This window comes from Micromonospora sp. NPDC050417, from assembly GCF_044458865.1.
Lineage (GTDB): Bacteria > Actinomycetota > Actinomycetes > Mycobacteriales > Micromonosporaceae > Micromonospora_G.
This window is the reverse complement of the sequence record NZ_JBITIH010000001.1, coordinates 101974-120704: the sequence shown is the minus strand read 5'-3', so window position 1 is coordinate 120704 and position 18731 is coordinate 101974. Positions and strand designations below refer to the sequence as shown.

The following is an 18731-nucleotide window of genomic DNA, read 5'->3' as shown; positions in this document are numbered from 1 at the left end:
GGACCAGCGTCGCCACCCGCTCCGCCCCTCGACGCCCGCCGTGGAGCGCCGCGCCAGCGGTGGAGCGCCGCGCCCGCCTTGGGGAGCACCGCGGCCGTCGGGTGTCGAGTCTCGACGGTACGGGTGCCGTCGGGTCCGTTCAGCGGGTGGCGCCGCCGCCAGCGGGGCGGCGTACCGCCTCCTCGACCAGGTCGAGTACCGGGCCGAGGTCACCGGCCGGCCGTCCCATCGCCAGGTGCAGCACCAGGCCGTCGTACGCCAGCTCCAGGAACTGGGCGAGCACGTCGATCGGTACGTCGTCGCGCAGCACCCCGGCGTCGCGCTGCCGCAGCAACCGGTCCCGGGTGGCGTCGGCGATCGCCGCCGAGCGTTCGGCCCAGCGCTTGGCGAACTCCGGGTCGGTACGCAGTCGGCGGGAGACCTCCAGTTGGCTGCCGAGCCAGCCGGCGGTCTCCGGCGAGTTGGCGTTGCCGAGTAGGTCCCGCATGACCTGCACCAGGCCGTTGCGGGCGACGGTGGAGACCATCGCCACGGCGTCGTCCTCGGCCACGGCGAGGAAGAGCGAGTCCTTGTCCCGGAAATGGTGGAAGATCGCGCCCCGGGAGAGGCCGGTGGCTTCTTCCAGCCGCCGTACTGTGGCACCCTCGTATCCGTACCGGGCGAAACAGGTCCGCGCCGCCGCGAGGATCTCGTGGCGGCGAGCGTCTAGCTGGTCCTGGCTCACTCTGGGCACCCGTCGATCGTGTCAGGTGGCACTGGGCGATGCAAACCGTACGTACGGCTTGGTTCTGGTTCGGGATAGGCTCCCGGTCGTGACGACCCCTGACGCGCCACCCGGACCGCTCACCGTCGCGGCGGTCCAGGCCGAACCCGTACCGGGCGACCTGACGGGCAACGCGGCGACCGCCGCCCGACTCGTCCACCAGGCCGCCGACGCCGGCGCCGGATTGGTCGTCCTCCCGGAACTGTTCCTGTCCGCGTACCACCCGCCGACCCTGCGCGCGGACCCGGACGGAACCGATCTGGCCGCCGTCGACGGCGGCCAGATCGACGATCCCCGGCTCGACCCGCTCCGGGCCGCCGCGCGCGACCGCCGGGCCGTCGTGGTCGTCGGCGCCGCGGTACGCCATGCCGACGCCCGCCGGACGTGCGCCTCGGTGGTGCTGGACCGCTCCGGTACGGCCCGTGCCGGCTACGACAAGCAGCACCTGTGGGGTCCGGACGAGCAGGAGTTGTTCGTCCCCGGCGAGCGGGGGGCGACCCTCGTCGTCGACGGCTGGCGACTCGGTCTCGGGGTCTGCTACGACGGCTGTTTCCCCGAGCACGCGCGTGCCGCCGCCGGTGACCGGGCACACGGCTACCTCTGCCCGAGCGGATACGTCACCGGCTCCGCGCACCGGCGCGACCTCTACTACGCCGCCCGGGCATTGGACAACACCATGTACGTCGCCTTCGCCAACTCCGTCGGCGGGGCGCAGCCGTGGCGGTTCAACGGCGGCGCCGCCCTGTACGACCCGGAGGGTCGGCCGCTGGGACGGGCCGCCGACGAAGGCGAGGCGGTGATTGTCGGCACGTTCGATCCGGTGGAACTGGTCCGGATCCGGTCGACCCACCGGATGCTCGCCGATCGCCGGCCACACCTGGGTGGCGAACGCGCCCTGCTCACCGCCTGATTCGCGGCACAGTCGGATGCAAGAGCTGTTAACACGTGGGGTCTGTTGTCGGACACCTCCGTTCCCGTAAGGTGCGCGAGTGCCACTGCTGCTCCTCGACCTGGACAACACCCTGCTCGACCGGGCGGGCCCGTTCCGTGCCTGGGGGCAGAGTTTCCTGGCCGAGATCGGGGCACCCGAGACCGACATCGACTGGTTGCTCTCGATCGACGCCGACGGGCTGACCGACCGGTGGGACGTGGCCGACGCGATCCGTGACCGCTACCGGCTGCGTACCCCCTCGATCGACCTGGTCGAGGCGCTGCACGACGGAGTGGTGGAGCACACCCGGCTCGATCCGTTGATCGCCTGTGCGCTGCGGATCGCCGACGACGCCGGCTGGGTACCGGTGGTGGTGAGCAACGGCGCCGTACGGCAGCAGGACGCGATCATCCGGCGGACCGGACTCGACCGGTACGTGGCGGACTGGGTGATCTCCGAGGAGGCGGGCGTCAGCAAGCCCAACCCGCGCATCTTCGTGCTCGCCGCCCAGCGGGTACGGATGCAACTGCGGGGCTCCTGGGTGGTCGGCGACAGCCCCGAGGCCGACATCGGTGGTGCGGCGGCGGTCGGCCTGCCCAGTGTGTGGCTGCATCGGGGCCGGAGTTGGATGGAGCCCCGGTTCGCGCCCACCCGCACCGCCGACGGCCTGATTCCGGCCGTCTCCGCCGTCCTCGCCGGCTGATCCCCGCCGCCGTCGCGGGCCGGTGGGGCCGGCGCGGTTTCTCGCGCCGTTAATTCGTTTGACCGTCGGACCGGGTCCCGGCGAACATGTCCCCGTCACACCCACGTACGCCCGGTCGCCCCGGGTCGAGGAGAGAAGGAGGTCGCGTAATGGCTGTCACTGTCGTGCGCCCACACCTGCCTTCCGTCACCTCGATCAAGGGATTCCTACCGTGCGTGAGTACGACAACCTTCCGTCGGCCCGAGAGCGCCGCAACCGTCGCTTCGACGACGACGAGCCGCAGTTCCTGAAGCGGTCCCGGCACGCCACACCGGCCGGATTCGACACCAACACAGACACCGACGCCCCCGAGATCGGCGACCGCTGGTCGAGCTGGGATCTGGCGGTGCACGGCCCCACGCCGTACCCGGACTGGCTGGTCACCGAGCTGGCCGCGGTCGACACCGAACTGGGTGTGCTCAAGACCGGTAAGGAAGCCGACGTGCACCTCGTCCGGCGGCAGGTGCCCGGCACCGACCGGTCCTGTCTGCTGGCGGCCAAGCGGTACCGGGACGCCGAGCACCGGCTCTTCCACCGCGACGCCGGTTACCTGGAGGGACGCCGGGTGCGGCGGTCCCGGGAAAACCGGGCGATGGAGGGAAGGACCGCGTTCGGCCGGCAGATGATCGCCGGTCAGTGGGCCGCCGCCGAGTTCGACGCGCTGGTCCGGCTCTGGCAGGTCAGCCAGGAACTGGGCAGCATCGCGGTGCCGTACCCGGTCCAACTGGTCGGTACCGAGCTGATGCTGGAATTCGTCGGCGACCTCGAAGAGGGGCAGGCGGCACCCCGACTGGCCCAGGTACGCCCGGAGGCGGTCGAGCTGCGTAGTCTCTGGAGCCAACTGCTCGACGCCCTGACCGTGCTGGCCCGGGCCGGGCTGGCGCACGGCGACCTGTCGCCGTACAACCTGCTCGTGCACGAGGGGCGACTTGTCCTGATCGACCTGCCCCAGGTGGTCGACGTGGTCGCCAACCCGCAGGGCCGGGAGTTCCTGGCCCGTGACGTACGCGTGGTGTCGAACTGGTTCGCCGCGCGGGGGCTGCCCGGTGAGCTGATCGACCCGGACGGCCTGACCCGCCGGTTGCTCGGGGAGGCGGGCGTACGGTGAGCCGGATCGGCCAGCGCCGGGTGGGCCGAGCGGCTCGACCCGGCGCTGTGCCGAGGGGCGTGCTGCCCCGGGGTTACTGGAGGTAGCTCTCCACCTCGTTCTTGGCCCGGTCGCCCACCGTCTCCGGGTCGCTGCCCGCCTGGCGAGCGGCCCGGCGGCGTCGGAGCAGGTCCCAGCACTGGTCGAGGGACTCCTCCAGGGCACGGAGCCGGGCGCGCTCCTCGTCGGTGGTCTTGTGGTTCGCCTGTTCCTGGGCGCGGAGCTTGTGCTCCTCGTCGACCAGTTCGCTGATCCGGCTCAGAATCGTGCTGTCGTCCATGCGGAGAGCCTGTCACAGCCCCGGCGACGGCGTCCCTATTCCCGGGCCGGGGTGTGCTTTGCCACCTGCCGGGCGCGCCGTCCGGTTCGAGGCTGCACGGAACCTTGGCCGCAGCCGTGACTTTGCTAACGATCGTGCCCGGGCCGGTGGTGGTTCGGAGGCGCGCAGGCACTGTTGACCGGTGACGGAGAAGACCCGATTTGGCAAGGTCGGCCGACTGGCGCTGTACGGCGTACTGGCTGGTGCGGTGCTCGCCGCGTCGGCACTGCCGGCCAGCGCGCTCGCCGGCGTCGTCCTGAGGGCGGCCAGTCAGTCGTACGAAGATCTTCCGGCGGACCTGCGCGTGCCGGCGAGCGCCCAGCGCTCGTACCTGTACGCCAACGACGGCAAGACGCTGCTGACCAGCTTCTACGACGAGAACCGGGTCGACGTACCGATCAACGAGATCGCCACGACCATGCAACAGGCCATCGTCGCGGCCGAGGACACCCGGTTCTACGAGCACGGCGGTGTCGACCTGCGCGGTGTCGTCCGGGCGTTCGTCGCGAACTCCGCCACCGGCGAGGTGGAGCAGGGCGCTTCGACGCTGACCATGCAGTACGTGCGTAACGTCCTCAAGTCCGACCCCAACCTCACCGAGGAGCAGCGGGCGGAGGCCACCGCCGAGACCAAGGGCCGGAAGATCCAGGAGATGCGGTACGCGATCGCACTGGAGAAGAAGCTCTCCAAGCAGGAGATCCTGGACCGGTACCTGAACATCGCGTACTTCGGCGCGGGCGCGTACGGGGTCGGGGCGGCGAGTCAGCGTTACTTCGGCAAGCCCGCCTCGGCGTTGACGCTCGGCGAGGCGTCGTTGCTGGCGGGCCTGGTGCAGTCCCCGGACACCGACAGCCCGATCAGCGGGGACAAGGATGCGGCGTTGGCCCGGCGTTCGTACGTCCTGGACGCGATGGCGAAGATGAAGGTCATCACCGAGGACGAGGCGAAGAAGACGGCTGCCGAACCGTTGGTGCTGCACCCGACCCAGGCGCCGAACGACTGTGGCGCGATGACCGCGGGACACGTCGACTGGGGCTTCTTCTGCGACTACTTCCGCCAGTGGTGGAACGAACAGCCGGCGTTCGGGTCCACCGTCGAAGAGCGGCAGCAGGCGTTGCGCCGGGGTGGTTACACCATCGTCACCTCGCTCGACCCGAAGGTCCAGACCGCCGCGTTGAACCAGTCCCTGTCCGTGTACGGCTACAACAACAAGCGAGCGCTGCCGATCGCGGCGGTGGAACCCGGCACCGGCCGGGTGCTGGCTCTGGCCGTGAACCGGCACTACAGCGTGGACGACAACCCGGGTGGGCAGCAGAACTACCCGAACACGGTGAACCAGTTGGTGGCCGGCGGCGGGACGATCACCGGTTACCAGGCCGGTTCGACGTTCAAGATGTTCACCATGCTCGCCGCGCTGGAAAACGGGCGGAGCCTGGACACGGCGTTCAACGCGCCGTCCAAGTTCCCGAGCGCGTACTCGGACGACGGGCCGGGCAACTGCGACGGTGCCTGGTGCCCGTCGAACGAGAACCCGGCCTGGATGGACGGCTACCGGACCATGTGGACCGGCTTCGGTCGGTCGGTGAACACCTACTTCGTCTGGTTGGAGCAGCAGGTCGGCTCGGAGAAGGCGGTGGAGATGGCGCAGCGGTTCGGGATCAAGTTCCGGGCCGAGACCGACGCCAACCTGGCCGAGAACAGCGCCGACCGCTGGGGCGCCTTCACCCTGGGGGTGGCGTCGACGACCCCGCTTGACCTGGCGAACGCGTACGCGACGCTGGGCGCGGAGGGGGTCTACTGCAAGCCGTTGCCGGTCAACTCGATCACGGGCCCGGACGGCAAGAAGGTCGACGGGATCGGGCCGTCGTGCAACCGGGTGGTGAGCGCGGACGTGGCGCGGGCGGCGACCGACGCGGCCCGTTGCCCTGTCGGCGGCCAGTCCAGCTTCGGCACCTGTGACGGTGGCACCGCGACCCAGGTCGTCGACATCCTCGACGGTCGGCAGGTCGCCGGTAAGACCGGTAGCTCGGAGGAGAACGCGACGGAGACCTTCGTCGGTTACACCCCGCAGCTCGCGGTGGCGGGGATCGCGGCCAACCCGGACGACCCGGGCGACTTCGTCGGTTCGGCGGTGGCCGCGAAGGTCAACACCGCCGTGGCCCGCACCCTGATGGCCGGCGTGACCGGCAAGCCGGCGGCGCAGTTCACCCCGCCGAGCCGGGAGATCGCGTACGGCCTGGACGGGCAGTTGGACGTGGCGCCGAGCCAGAACGGCAACCAGCCGAACCGGAACGGCAACCAGCCGGGCCAGGGCAACGGGAACGCCGCCGCCGACGGGACCACCCCGGACGAGCAGGTCCAGCCCGGCACCCCGCCGCGCCGCAACCGCTGACGACCCGATCCGCGTACGGGCCAGCCGTTGATCCGGCTGACCCGTACGCGGGTCCGTCCGCCCGTCCGTCTGCCCCGGGGATCCGACCCGGGTGGGGGTCGGGACGGTCGACGTATCGACATCTCTCATTGACACGACGGGAATATGTTTCTATGGTGAGCGACAGGAAAGCGCTTTCCTAAGGATCTTTCCGGCCCGCCCCGCCCTGGAGTCGGCCTCCCCGTACCGCCTCGCGCCTGCCAGGCGCAGCGCACCCCGTCCCGCATCGCGCACCTCCCGTACCGCATCAGTCGTGACCCCGCCCGGCGCGGACCGCCGCCGACCCGGCGGCGGGCTCCGGCCTTCCCCCAGCGCGCCCGACGGCCCCCGACGGCCGTGTCCCCGGGCGGGCCGATGGTCGGCGCCCGACGCCGGGTGGTGCCCACCCCCGGAAGGCGGAACAGATCGTGACCGCATCCACCCCCACCACATCGACCGCGCGGCGGCGAGCGCCGCGCTGGCCCGCCCTGGCCTCGGCCGCAGTCGCCGCCGCAGTCGCCGCAGCCCTGGTCGCCGTCACCGGTACCGCGCAGGCGGCGCCGCTGTTCGGCGACAACTTCGACGACGGAAACCACAACGGATGGAGCAGCTCCGGCGGCTCGTGGAGTGTCGTCACCGACGGCAGCGGTGCGCTGCGCCAGGCCAGCACCGGCGCCGATGCCCGGGTCCGGGCCGGCGCCGCGAACTGGACCAACTACACGGTCACCGCCCGGGCGAAACCCACCGCCTTCGGCTCCGGCGAGCGGCTGGCCGGGGTCGCGGCCCGTGCGCAGGGCAGCGGCAGCTACTACTACCTCGGCGTACGCGGCGACGGTGCGGCCGTGCTCGGCAAGGTCGCCGCCGGCACCACCACGGTCCTGGCCAGCGCCCCACTGCCGGTCAGCCTCGGGAGCTGGTACGCGTTGAGCCTCAAGGTCGACGGCGACACGCTCACCGGTCGGGTCAACGGCGGCAATCCGCTCACCGCGACCGACAGCCAGTACGCCCAGGGTCAGATCGGCCTGCTCGGGCGGTACGCCGCCGCCACCTTCGACGACGTGGCGGTGGAATCCGGGCCGGCCGAACCCACCCCGTCCAGCCCCGTACCGACCACACCCGGCCCGACACCGACCACACCCGGCCCGGCGCCGACGACCCCCGCCCCCACCGGCACCCCGACCACCCCGGTCACCGGGCCGGCCGACGGCTTCGCCAGCGTCAACGCGCTCGGCCAGAACGGCACCACCGGAGGCGCCGGCGGGCCGGTCGTCACCGCGTACACCAGCGGCCAGTTCCTCGACTACATCGCCCGCCCCGGCCCGTACGTCATCCAGGTGGTCGGCACGATCACCCTGCCCACCGGCACCAGCGACGGTATGCACAACGTCACCTCGGACAAGACGATCGTCGGGGTCGGCGCCACCGCCACCCTCTCCGGTGGTGGGCTCAACATCGGCCCACCGGCCGACGACACCGTCACCTCGCCGCCACCGGACGCGGTCCACAACGTCATCATCCGCAACCTGCACCTCACCGGGGCAACCGACGACCTGCTCAACGTGCAGATGTTCAGTCACCACATCTGGATCGACCACAACGAGTTCTCCAACGGAGACGACGGTGCGGTCGACATCAAACGCGGCTCCGACTTCGTCACGGTCTCCTGGAACAACTTCCACGACCACGACAAGACCCTGCTGCTCTCGCACGACGAGGACGCCGGGGCACAGGACATCGGGCGGCTCCGGGTCACCTACCACCACAACTACTTCAACCGCTCCGACCAGCGCCACCCACGGGTGCGGTTCTCCCACCTCACCCACGTCTACAACAACTACTACTACGACAACAGCTACGGGGTGGCGTCCACGTACGACGCCGGTGTGCTGGTCGAGGGGAACTACTTCTACAGCGTGAACAACCCGGGCCGGGTCGAGTTCAGCGGTGACCTCGGCCGGATCGTCGAGCGGGGCAACATCCTCGTCGACTGCAACCACCCGATCGAAACCCGGGGCACCGTCACCGAGCCGAGCACCTACTACAGCTACCGCCTCGACGCCGCCGCCGACGTCCCGACCATCGTCCCGGCCGGTGCCGGGGTGGGAAAGCTGGGCTGAGCCGATGAACATCCACCAGGACACAAGACGCCTCACCCCCTTGCGTACCGCGCTCGGCGGAGCCCTGCTCGCGCTCCTGCTGGTCGCCAGCGCGCTCGTGGTCACCGGCGGCTCCGCGCGGGCGGCCACCCTCTTCAGCGACAACTTCGACGACGGAAACTCCACCGGCTGGACCGCCTCCGGCGGAAGCTGGAGCGTGGCCACCGACGGCAGCGGTGTGCTGCGTCAGGCCGGCACCAGCGCCGACGCGCGCTCCCGGGCCGGGGCGGCGAACTGGACCGACTACACCGTGCGGGCCCGGGTCAAGCCGACCGTGTTCAACGGAAGCAACCGGTTCGTCGCGCTCACCGCCCGGGTCCAGTCCGCCACCAGCTACTACTACCTCGCCCTGCGCGGCAACAACACGGTCGAGCTCAAGCGGCTCAGCAACGGTACGTCGACCACCCTCGCCAGCGCCGCCGTCACCGTCGCGGCCGGCACCTGGTACGGCCTCAGCCTCCAGGTCAGCGGCTCGACGCTGACCGGTCGGGTGGAGAACGGTCCGGTACTCACCGCCACCGACAGCCAGTACGCCACCGGCCAGGTCGGGGTGGCCACCTTCTACGCCAGCGCCCACTTCGACGACGTCCTGGTGGAGACGGCGGGCGGCCCCACGCCGACCCCGACCACCGCCGGTCCGACCCCGACCACCCCGGGACCGACGCCGACCACGCCCGCCCCGACGACGCCCGCCCCGACTACTCCGCCACCGACCACCCCGCCGCCGACCGGCAACCCGGTGCCGGGTCAGCCGGACGGCTTCGCGAGCGTCAACGCGCTCGGCCAGAACGGCACCACCGGCGGTGCCGGCGGACCGGTGGTGACCGCCACCAACGCCACCGACTTCCTGAACTACATCGACACCACCGGTCCACTGGTGATCCGGGTGCAGGGTGTCATCCGAATCAGCAGCAAGCAGGGCGTACGCCCGAACAAGACGATCATCGGGGTCGGTTCCAACGCCGAGATCACCGGTGGCGGGCTGGACATGTACCGGTCGTACAACGTGATCATCCGCAACATCAACTTCACCAACGCCGAGGATGACGCGGTCAACGTCGGGCAGGAGTCGCACCACGTCTGGATCGACCACAACCGGTTCGCCGGCGCGGTGGACGGCTCGGTCGACATCGTCCGGGGCGCCGACTACGTCACCGTTTCCTGGAACCACTTCGACCACTCCGACAAGAGCATGCTGATCAGCCACTCGGACGGGGCCGGCTCCACCGACATCGGCCACCTGAAGGTGAGCATCCACCACAACTTCTTCGACCACTCCCGGCAACGCCACCCGAGGGTCCGGTTCGGTGAGCCGGTGCACGTCTACAACAACTACTTCCTCGGCAACGACCTGTACGCGGTCGCGTCCACCGAGAACGCGGGTGTGCTGGTGGAGGGGAACTACTTCGAGAACGTGCCGTTCCCGATCTACTCCGCCAGCGGCTACGCCGACAGCGGACCCGGCCGGGCGGTGCAGCGCAACAACATCTTCGTCAACTCCGGCGTACCGGAGACGACCGGCACCGTTGTCGAACCGGGCACCTACTACGCGTACCAGCTCCAGCCGGCGGCGGGTGTGCGGGCCGCGGTCACCGCCGGCGCGGGCGTCGGCCGGATCACCGGCTGACCCCCGGTCCGGCTCCGGCGTACGGACGGTCCCCCGTACGCCGGAGCCGGGTCCTCCCGACGGTGGTCGGTCTCTGCGCCGCTCCGGGTAACGGGGGAGGGCTCAGCCGAGCCGGTTAACCTCGAACCGTGACAGGACAAGCCGCCACCAGCCCGCCGTCATCGCCGTTCGGACCCGACTTCGTCGCCGACCCGTACCCGACCTACGCCGCCTTGCGTGAGGCCGGTCCGGTGCATCAGGTGACACTGCCGGACGGGAGCACCGTCTGGCTGGTCACCCGCTACGCGGACGTGCGCGCGGCCCTCGCCGACCAGCGGCTCTCCCTGGACAAGGCGAACTCGGACGGCTCCTGGCGCGGGTTCTCGCTCCCCCCGGCGCTGGACGCGAACCTGCTCAACATGGACCCACCGAACCACACCCGGATCCGCCGGCTGATCGCCCAGGCGTTCGGACCCCAGCGGATCGCCGGCCTGCGTCCCCGGGTGGAAGCGGCGGCCGAGGAACTGCTCGACCGGGTCGCCCCCCACGGCCAGGCCGACCTGGTCGCCGACTTCGCCGGCCCGCTGCCGGTCACGGTCATCTGCGACCTGCTCGGAGTGCCGGAGGAGGACCGGGCCGCGTTGCGCGGCTGGACCGACGTGATGCTCAGCCCGCCCGCCGACGATCCTCGGGCCGGCGCCCGGGTGATCCTTCGCTTGCAGGAGTTCCTGGTGGCGTTGATCGCCGACAAGCGTCGGCGGCCCGGTGACGACCTGCTCTCCGCGATGATCGACGCCCGCGACACCGAGGCGGACGGCGGCACCGACCGGCTCAGCGAGGACGAGCTGACGTCACTGGCCTTCCTGGTGCTCTTCGCCGGCTACGAGAACTCCGTCCACCTGATCGGCACCGGTCTGCTCGCCCTGCTGCAACACCCGGAGCAGCTCGACGCGGTGCGTGCGGCGCCCGAACTGCCCGCCGGTGCGGTCGAGGAACTGTTGCGCTACGAGCCGCCGGCACCGGTGGCCTTCCGCCGCTTCCCACTCACCGACGTCACCATCGGCGGGGTGCACATCCCGGCCGGTGCCGCTGTCCTGGTCAACGTGGCCGCCGCGAACCGCGACCCGCTCCGGTTCGACCGGCCGGAGCTGCTCGACGTCAACCGCTCGGACAGCGGCCACCTGACCCTGGGCCACGGCATCCACTACTGCGTCGGCGCCCCACTGGCCCGGCTCGAACTCCAGGTCGCGATCGGTGCCGTGATCCGGCGTTTTCCGAAGCTCATGCTGGCGGTCGACCCGGCTGACCTGTCCTGGCGGCCGAGCTTCCGTACCCGTGGCCTGCGCAGCCTCCCCGTCACCTTCTGAGATGTAAGGAAGGGCCCCTTGTTATCGCTCAGGCGATAACAAGGGGCCCTTCCTTCGTGCTCAGCCGTGGTGACGGCGAACCGTAACGACCATGTCGCCGATGATGATCATGGCGGCGATGACGTACGCGACGCCGCGCGCCTCGGTGACGGCGGCGGTGGCGCCGGCGATGGACCCGGCACCGCGCGCCACGGCCCACGCGAGTTCGTACGGTTGGGGGCGACGGTGCTGCTCCTCGGGGTTCATCCTGCCTCCTCAGGTTCTGTGTGGAACCCATTAGGCAGTCGGGTGGGCGTCTTTCATGATCATTTGCCGCTGACTCCGCCGAGAATGTCCGTGAGCGGCGCGAGCTCGTTATCCGGCATGGGAAGACGCGGGTATGGCCGTCGTTCTCGCGCGCGTGGTCGATAAATTCGCGGGGGTTGGCCGGGGCGGACCGATGGGTGGCCGACGAGCGGCTACTTTGGAACGTCCCGTGCGGCACGTGAGGGTCGGAAGGCGAGGAGTCATGGTCAGCTACGCGAAGGTCATCTTGCCGCGGTGGCGCGGGCGAGGAGAAACCGATCTTGCCGAACTGCGCTCGGAGATCACCAATTGGGCGGCGTCAACCGCGATGCGCGATCTGGTGGAGTGCTTCGAGGAAAAGTGGCCGTCCGGCGACACGGGTGCTCTCCTGGCCGGCCTGGAGGAGATTTCCGCCAGATGTTGGGACTTCCGGGGTGGCGGCGAACGCGTCGCCGCGTTGACGCGAGAATTCGCAGAAGGCGTGACGGAGCGGGTGCACGCGACGGCTGCCGCCCTTGGCCTGCGTCATCACAACATCCCCGCCGAACGCTCGTACGACCATGTCCTGATCCATGGTGGCCTGTTGCGTGGATGCCTGATCCGCGCCGGGTACGCGGCCACCCTGCTCGACGGGACCATCGACACCGCGGAGACCTGCGGGCTGGGCAGCTTTCGCCCGGCAACCGAGATGGAGAAGGCGTTGGCGTCGAGGCTGGCGGTCGGCGAATGCCTCGACGAGTTTGGTGCCATGGACATCGCGCTACGGGCCGCCTTCGCCGGAGCCCTGCCCGAGCGTGAAAATGGAAATGTTGTCGCCGACAAGCCGCATGTCTCCTTTCTGACTCGTGAGTACCGGACCCCGAACGGTTCTCGCCTGAGAGTGCTGGCGGCGCCCTCGTCGGATCCGAGTCGCCGCGCCAACACCGCGGACACCTGTACGTTCTGGGCGGACTCCGTGGCCCGGCCGCGTCCGGGTCAGAAGATCCTTCTCGTCACCACCGAACACTTCGTTCCCTTTCAGCATGCGGACGCCATACGGGTCCTCGGTATTCCGTACGGCTGTGCTGTGGAGACGATTGGTGTCGACCCGGCTGCCGTTCCGAACGAGCAGCTCCGCCAACAATTGACGACGGTCAACTACCTGCAGGAGACGCGATCGGCTGTTCGGTCAATGCAGTTCCTCTACTCCACTGTGCACGATAGGTGAATCCAATCCATGGGGAGGCCACGTGTCGGAGGAACATGGCGTCGCCGGATTTGACCATTTCGATTTCGTGCTGCGTGCCTGGGAAGCGTTGCTCGACGGGCGCGCCGCGCAGCTCCTCCGAGGGTTGCCGGACGGGCGACGCCGTGCCGCCGACTCCGACCCGGACGCCATTTTCGCGGCGGTCGGCGGCTATGTCGCCGCCGACGGGGACTGGTTGCGGTTGCCCGAGCTGCGTCGCCGGATCCGTTCCTGGGGCGGCGGCTCCACCACGGCCGCGTCGGCCCGGCCCGGACCGCCGACGCCGGCCTGGGCGGCTGAGGAGACATGGTTCAGTACGATCGCGGGTACTCTGCTGATCCTTCCGGAGGAGCGCGCCGCCGTGGCGCGTTACGAGCAGGTCAGAGATCTCTTTGCGTACTGGAAAGGGCACCACCGACCGCTGGGGCGCCCGGCCGCCCGACCGCCCCAGGCAATCGCCGCTGATCGGCGGAGCCTCGTCGAGGCCGGTGCCGTCCACCTCCAGGTCCGGCCGGCGCCACGACCGAAAGTCGCCTACCGGTACGTGCAGATTCGACCCGTACCGGAAAAGGACTTCCACAGGCGGCTGGCGGCGCACCTGGCGGGCGGTGTCGACCAGGAGAGGAAGCGGTCCGCAGCTACCTCCGCGTGGGTCCGCGTCTGCCCCGACGAGGAAGTGCTCCGGCTGATGGATGACCGGCAGCGCCAGGCGCATCTCGCCGAGGCCCTCGCCGAACACCACCGCCAGATGCCGAGCTTCGGCTCCCGTCATCGACAGGAGTTCATCTCGCACCTGCGCCTTGGTAGCGTGGACCACCGGGGGCAGCGCGTCATCGTCGGTACGACCCTCTACCGAGCCTGGAAGCTCGCCACCTACTGTCGGGTCGCCCAGTACCTCGACGTGCGGTATCCAGGGTGGCGTGACCCCGAGCGTTGGAACATCCTACTGCCCCTCGGCGACGGTGGACGGTTGGATGTCGTGGCCACCGAGCCGCTGCCGGGGCCCGCACCAGGCAGCGCCTCCCACCTGCTGGAACGGCTTCCGGTGCCGGCGCTCTGGGTGGCCCTCTGGGATCAGTGGGTCGAGCCTTTCGACTGCGCGTTCGGGGAACTCGCCCCACTCGTGGAGCGGGGACCCATCCTGCGAGGGACGATGCCCGAGAACAAGGGCAACTCCGGGGTGGCCGCGAAGTTTGCCGCCCTCGTCGAACTCGCCGCCGCCGACATACGGCCACCCCTGGAGGCCGCACCGGTTCGACCCATCGCCCAGTGGACCCCCGCCCAGCGGCTGTTTCTGACCGCGGTCGCGGTGACGGTGGACTACGCCGAGGTGGCCGGCGAGCTCCGGGAGGCCCTGGCGACGAAGCGCCCGTGGAGACCGCCGAGGCAGCGAATCCTGGCACCAGGAAGCTCGCCAGATCCAGTGGGCCGGGCACAGGCGCAGGAGGAGTTACGGCGGCAGGACGACGTCCGGTTGGACAGCCTGGAGAGGCGGCTGCGCTACCACGACAGCGACGTGACGATCGGTGACGCGGCGGCGAAAGCGGCCGAGTTGCATTTCGGCGACGCGGACGAATTGCATGAATGGGCTGTGACCCTGCGTCGTCACCCCGACCGGGATGCTCGGCTCGACCTGACAAAGAAGTTGCTCGTGCCGTTGACCGCGCGGGTACGGGACCTCTCCACCGACGACGCCGCGATCGCCGACATCATGAACAGTGTCCAGATGCTCTCCTTCGACATGAGCACGCTTGCTCCCGAGGAAACCGAGCGGCTGTTCCTGCCGATGATCTCAAGTCTCTCCGACGGGCGCGGCGGACCATTCGTCGCGAACGTGCTGCGGGCCATCGCGATTCAGCACAGCAAGGCGCACCGGTACCCGGACGCCCAGCGGTGGATCCTGCGGGCCCAACAATGGTTGGACGGACGGCTTGCGGACGGCCGCTACCGCCGCAGCGAGGACGAGTTGAAGCAGCTCCATGACGCCCGCCAGCAGGTGGTCCTCCAAGCCACCGGTCTGTACCTACGCATCACGGAGTGGCTGCTCTCGCACCCGAAGTACGCGACTCGTGGCGGGTACGACCGGGCCAGGGCGTTGCGGCGACTGAGCGAGTTCGCTACCCACGCGCTGGCCTCCGCCGGTGACGCCTACCAGGAGCTGGGAAAGATCCAGTACAACTACACCCTCCCGTCCACCAAGATCAAGAAGCGGGCGGCGACTCGGGCCTGGGTCACCAACACCAGTTGCATGTACATGCGCGCTCTGCTGCTGCGGGCGACGCTGCACCTGGTGGAGGCGGACAGCGGCTACCTCGGAGCCGACGCGCAACTGGACGCCCAGAGGTCAGCTTCGGCGCTGCGCGACTACGTGCCGTTTCTCTATCGCGAGACGACGACCGAGGTCCTGCCGACAACGTTCGTCAACGAGCTGACGCGAATTGCCCTGCACTACGCCTTCCTCACCGGGCACCGTTTCCTGCCCCCCGGCGATCCTGCCACCCTGCCCGCCCACCTGACCCGGCCAGTGCTCGGCAGCACCGACGGTGGTTCGGTCGGCCGACTCGACCTCGGCGCCGCATCGGCTTACCTCGTCGCACAGGGACACGACGCCGGCATCCTGGCCAGCATCACGTACGAGCCCGCCAAGGCGGTTCTGCAGAGGAACAGCATCCCGGCGGAGGTCCGGGACGGGCCGTACGGCCGGCGAGATCGACCGCTCAGTTATCGCGAGTGGCGCAACGACACCGATGTCGCATTGCAGTTGGTCAGGCGGTTCTCGCCCGGCGAGTTCCTCCGTACCACCGGGTTGCTCGGTGCACAGGACGTCCCCAGGGTGCCGTTCTGAGGCGGCGCGGCGGGCAGCCGCCGGCGTGGTCAACGGCGGTCCTAGGGTAAGGAAGGGGCCCTTGTTAACGCTATGCGTTAACAAGGGCCCCTTCCTTACCCGTACACGAGTGTTAGCTGGCGATCATCCGGCGCAGGACGTACTGCAGGATGCCGCCGTGGCGGTAGTAGTCCGCCTCGCCGGGGGTGTCGATCCGGACCACCGCGTCGAACTCGATCCCGGTGTCGGTGCTGACCCGCACCGTACGCGGAACCTCGCCGTTGTTGAGCGCGGTGACTCCGGTGATGGTGAACGTCTCGGTGCCGGTGAGCCCGAGGGTCTCCGCGGTCACGTCGACCGGGTACTGCAACGGCAGCACGCCCATACCGATCAGGTTCGAGCGGTGGATTCGCTCGTACGACTCGGCCACGACCGCCCGTACGCCGAGCAGCATGGTGCCCTTCGCCGCCCAGTCCCGGGACGAGCCGGAGCCGTACTCCTTGCCGGCCAGGATCACCAGCGGTACGCCCGCCTCCTGGTACGCGACCGAGGCGTCGAAGATCGAGGTCTGGTCCCCGGTCAGGTGGTTGACCGTGAAGCCGCCCTCGACCCCCGGCACGAGCTGGTTGCGCAGCCGGATGTTGGCGAAGGTGCCCCGGATCATCACCTCGTGGTTGCCCCGGCGGGAGCCGTACGAGTTGAACTCGTGCCGGGCCACGCCGTGCTCCGCCAGGTACTTGCCGGCGGGGGAGTCGGCCTTGATCGAGCCGGCCGGCGAGATGTGGTCGGTGGTGACCGAGTCACCGAGCTTGGCCAGCACCCGGGCGTTGGTGATGTCGTCGACCGGCTGCGGCTCGCGCGCCATGCCCTCGAAGTACGGGGGCTTGCGCACGTAGGTCGAGTCACCGGCCCAGGCGAAGGTGTCCCCGGTCGGGGTCGGCAGCCCCTGCCAGCGCTCGTCACCGGCGAAGACGTTGGCGTAGTCGGCGGTGAACATCTCACTGCGGACCGCGCTGGCGATGACCTCCTCGATCTCCGTCGAGCTGGGCCAGATGTCGCGCAGGTAGACCGGCTGACCGTCGGAGCCGAGGTCGATCGGTTCGTTGGCCAGGTCGATGTCCATCGTGCCGGCGAGCGCGTACGCGACCACCAGCGGCGGCGAGGCGAGGTAGTTCATCTTGATGTCCGGGTTGATCCGGCCCTCGAAGTTCCGGTTGCCGGAGAGGACCGAGACCACCGACAGGTCACGCTCGTTGACCGCGGCGGAGATCGCCTCGGGCAGCGGGCCGGAGTTGCCGATGCAGGTGGTGCAGCCGTAGCCGACCAGGTGGAAGCCGAGCTTCTCCAGGTACGGGGTCAGGCCGGCACGCTCGTAGTAGTCCATGACCACCTTCGAGCCCGGTGCCAGGGTGGTCTTCACCCACGGCTTGCGGGACAGGCCACGGTCGACCGCGTTGCGGGCGAGCAGGGCTGCACCGATCATCACCTGCGGGTTGGAGGTGTTGGTGCAGGAGGTGATGGCGGCGATCACCACCGCGCCGTGGTCGAGTTCGAACTCGGTGCCGTCGTCGCCGGTGACCCGGATCGGGGCACTGGCCCGCCCCTTCGCGCCGGTGGCGGCGGAGACCAGGTCGACCGGGGCGTCGTCGGGGTCGTTGATCCCGTTGGCCGGCGAGTCGCTGGCCGGGAAGGACTCCTCGCTCGCCTCGTCGGCCGGGCCGTGCGCGACCGGGTTGTCGTCGCCGACGTAGTTGATCAGCGCGGAGCGGAACAGCGTCTTGGCGTTGCCCAGCGGCACCCGGTCCTGCGGGCGCTTCGGCCCGGCCAGCGACGGTTCGATCGTCGACAGGTCGAGTTCGAGCCGCTCGGAGTAGTTCGGCTCGGCGTCCGGGTCGTGCCAGAGGCCCTGTTCCTTGGCGTACGCCTCGACCAGTGCCACCTGCTGTTCGGTGCGGCCGGTGAGCTGGAGGTAGCGGATCGTCTCGGCGTCGATCGGGAAGATGGCGACGGTGGAGCCGTACTCCGGGGACATGTTGCCGATGGTGGCCCGGTTGGCCAGTGGCACCGCGCTCACGCCGGGTCCGTAGAACTCGACGAACTTGCCGACCACGCCGTGCTTGCGCAGCATCTCGGTGATGGTGAGCACCAGGTCGGTGGCGGTGGTGCCGGTCGGCGCCTCGCCGGAGAGCTTGAAGCCGACGACCCGGGGGATGAGCATGCTGACGGGCTGGCCGAGCATGGCCGCCTCGGCCTCGATGCCGCCGACGCCCCAACCGAGTACGCCGAGACCGTTGACCATGGTGGTGTGCGAGTCGGTGCCGACCACGGTGTCCGGGTACGCCTGGCCGTTGCGCTCCATGATCGTGCGGGCCAGGTACTCGATGTTGACCTGGTGCACGATGCCGGTGCCCGGCGGCACGACCTTGAACTCGTTGAACGCGGTCTGGCCCCAGCGCAGGAACTGGTAGCGCTCCTTGTTGCGCTCGTACTCCAACTCGACGTTGCGCGCGAAGGCGTCCTCGCGTCCGAACAGGTCGGCGATGACCGAGTGGTCGATGACGAGTTCGGCCGGGGCGAGCGGGTTGACCCGGGTCGGGTCGCCGCCGAGGTCACGGACCGCCTCGCGCATGGTGGCGAGGTCGACGACGCACGGCACGCCGGTGAAGTCCTGCATCAGCACCCGGGAGGGGGTGAACTGGATTTCCACGCTCGGGTCCGCGTCCGGGTTCCACCCGCCGAGTTGGGTGATGTGGTCGGCGGTGATGTTCGCGCCGTCCTCGGTGCGGAGCAGGTTTTCCAGCAGGATCTTGAGGCTGTACGGCAGACGTTCCTGCCCGGCCACCTTGTTGATCCTGAAAATCTCGTAGCTCGCGTCTCCGACGCGTAGCTGGCTCTTCGCACCGAAGGTGTCGAGGCTCGCCACGTCGTACTCCTTCACGCTGTGTTCGTTCCGGCC

Annotated in this window: 13 protein-coding genes; 9 read left to right on the top strand and 4 right to left on the bottom strand. The window is 69.7% G+C overall.

Features of this window, described 5'->3' with window-relative positions; translation table 11 throughout:
• Positions 1-139: 139 nt before the first annotated feature.
• A complete protein-coding gene (locus ACIBF5_RS00455) occupies positions 140-733 on the bottom strand; it encodes a TetR/AcrR family transcriptional regulator (RefSeq protein WP_396806594.1) in 594 nt (197 codons plus the stop codon).
• 79 nt (positions 734-812) lie between these two features.
• On the opposite strand from ACIBF5_RS00455, the gene ACIBF5_RS00450 reads away from it, so the two are divergent.
• The 3 genes from ACIBF5_RS00450 (at position 813) to ACIBF5_RS00440 (ending at position 3544) form a co-directional block, all read left to right on the top strand.
• Positions 813-1673, top strand: a complete 861-nt coding sequence (locus tag ACIBF5_RS00450) for a carbon-nitrogen hydrolase family protein (RefSeq protein ID WP_396806592.1) — start codon at positions 813-815, stop codon at positions 1671-1673.
• A 79-nt stretch (positions 1674-1752) separates the two neighbouring features.
• The gene (locus ACIBF5_RS00445) at positions 1753-2397 is read left to right on the top strand and encodes an HAD family hydrolase (protein ID WP_396806590.1); all 645 of its coding nucleotides are present in this window, start codon (positions 1753-1755) and stop codon (positions 2395-2397) included.
• 211 nt (positions 2398-2608) lie between these two features.
• Entirely contained in the window at positions 2609-3544 is a 936-nt protein-coding gene (locus ACIBF5_RS00440; protein ID WP_396806589.1) for a serine protein kinase RIO, read from the top strand.
• Positions 3545-3617: 73 nt separating this feature from the next.
• On the opposite strand, the gene ACIBF5_RS00435 is transcribed toward ACIBF5_RS00440, so the two are convergent.
• On the bottom strand, positions 3618-3863 hold the full coding sequence (locus tag ACIBF5_RS00435) for a DUF2630 family protein (protein WP_396806588.1): 246 nt from the start codon (positions 3861-3863) through the stop codon (positions 3618-3620).
• A 181-nt stretch (positions 3864-4044) separates the two neighbouring features.
• Here ACIBF5_RS00435 and ACIBF5_RS00430 point away from each other — a divergent pair, with 181 nt between their 5' ends.
• The 4 genes from ACIBF5_RS00430 to ACIBF5_RS00415 all read left to right on the top strand — a co-directional run bounded on the left by ACIBF5_RS00430 (position 4045) and on the right by ACIBF5_RS00415 (position 11441).
• The gene (locus ACIBF5_RS00430) at positions 4045-6294 is read left to right on the top strand and encodes a transglycosylase domain-containing protein (RefSeq protein WP_396806586.1); all 2250 of its coding nucleotides are present in this window, start codon (positions 4045-4047) and stop codon (positions 6292-6294) included.
• 446 nt (positions 6295-6740) lie between these two features.
• Positions 6741-8429 carry a pectate lyase gene (locus tag ACIBF5_RS00425; protein WP_396806584.1) on the top strand — a complete coding sequence of 563 codons (1689 nt, stop codon included), beginning with the start codon at positions 6741-6743 and terminating at the stop codon, positions 8427-8429.
• Positions 8430-8433: 4 nt separating this feature from the next.
• Positions 8434-10095 (top strand): polysaccharide lyase family 1 protein, encoded by a 1662-nt coding sequence (locus ACIBF5_RS00420; RefSeq protein ID WP_396806582.1) that lies wholly within the window; start codon positions 8434-8436, stop codon positions 10093-10095.
• A 128-nt stretch (positions 10096-10223) separates the two neighbouring features.
• Positions 10224-11441: a cytochrome P450 gene (locus tag ACIBF5_RS00415; RefSeq protein ID WP_396806580.1), complete on the top strand. Its 1218-nt coding sequence runs from the start codon at positions 10224-10226 to the stop codon at positions 11439-11441.
• Positions 11442-11501: 60 nt separating this feature from the next.
• On the opposite strand, the gene ACIBF5_RS00410 is transcribed toward ACIBF5_RS00415, so the two are convergent.
• Positions 11502-11687 carry a hypothetical protein gene (locus ACIBF5_RS00410; protein ID WP_396806578.1) on the bottom strand — a complete coding sequence of 62 codons (186 nt, stop codon included), beginning with the start codon at positions 11685-11687 and terminating at the stop codon, positions 11502-11504.
• A gap of 262 nt (positions 11688-11949) precedes the next feature.
• Here ACIBF5_RS00410 and ACIBF5_RS00405 point away from each other — a divergent pair, with 262 nt between their 5' ends.
• Both ACIBF5_RS00405 and ACIBF5_RS00400 read left to right on the top strand, forming a co-directional pair.
• Positions 11950-12933, top strand: coding sequence for a hypothetical protein (locus ACIBF5_RS00405; protein WP_396806576.1), 984 nt, complete (start codon positions 11950-11952; stop codon positions 12931-12933).
• Positions 12934-12955: 22 nt separating this feature from the next.
• A complete protein-coding gene (locus tag ACIBF5_RS00400; protein ID WP_396806574.1) occupies positions 12956-15796 on the top strand; it encodes a hypothetical protein in 2841 nt (946 codons plus the stop codon).
• A gap of 112 nt (positions 15797-15908) precedes the next feature.
• Here the strand turns inward: ACIBF5_RS00400 and ACIBF5_RS00395 are convergent, their stop codons facing one another.
• Complete coding sequence (locus ACIBF5_RS00395) at positions 15909-18713, bottom strand: aconitate hydratase (protein WP_396806572.1); 2805 nt, start codon at positions 18711-18713, stop codon at positions 15909-15911.
• Positions 18714-18731 lie beyond the last annotated feature (18 nt).

Coding starts and splice junctions, on each gene's coding strand:
- ACIBF5_RS00435 (WP_396806588.1), bottom strand. CDS start 3,863: ATGGACGACAGCACGATTCTGAGCCGGATCAGCGAACTGGTCGACGAG.
- ACIBF5_RS00420 (WP_396806582.1), top strand. CDS start 8,434: ATGAACATCCACCAGGACACAAGACGCCTCACCCCCTTGCGTACCGCG.
- ACIBF5_RS00410 (WP_396806578.1), bottom strand. CDS start 11,687: ATGAACCCCGAGGAGCAGCACCGTCGCCCCCAACCGTACGAACTCGCG.
- ACIBF5_RS00405 (WP_396806576.1), top strand. CDS start 11,950: ATGGTCAGCTACGCGAAGGTCATCTTGCCGCGGTGGCGCGGGCGAGGA.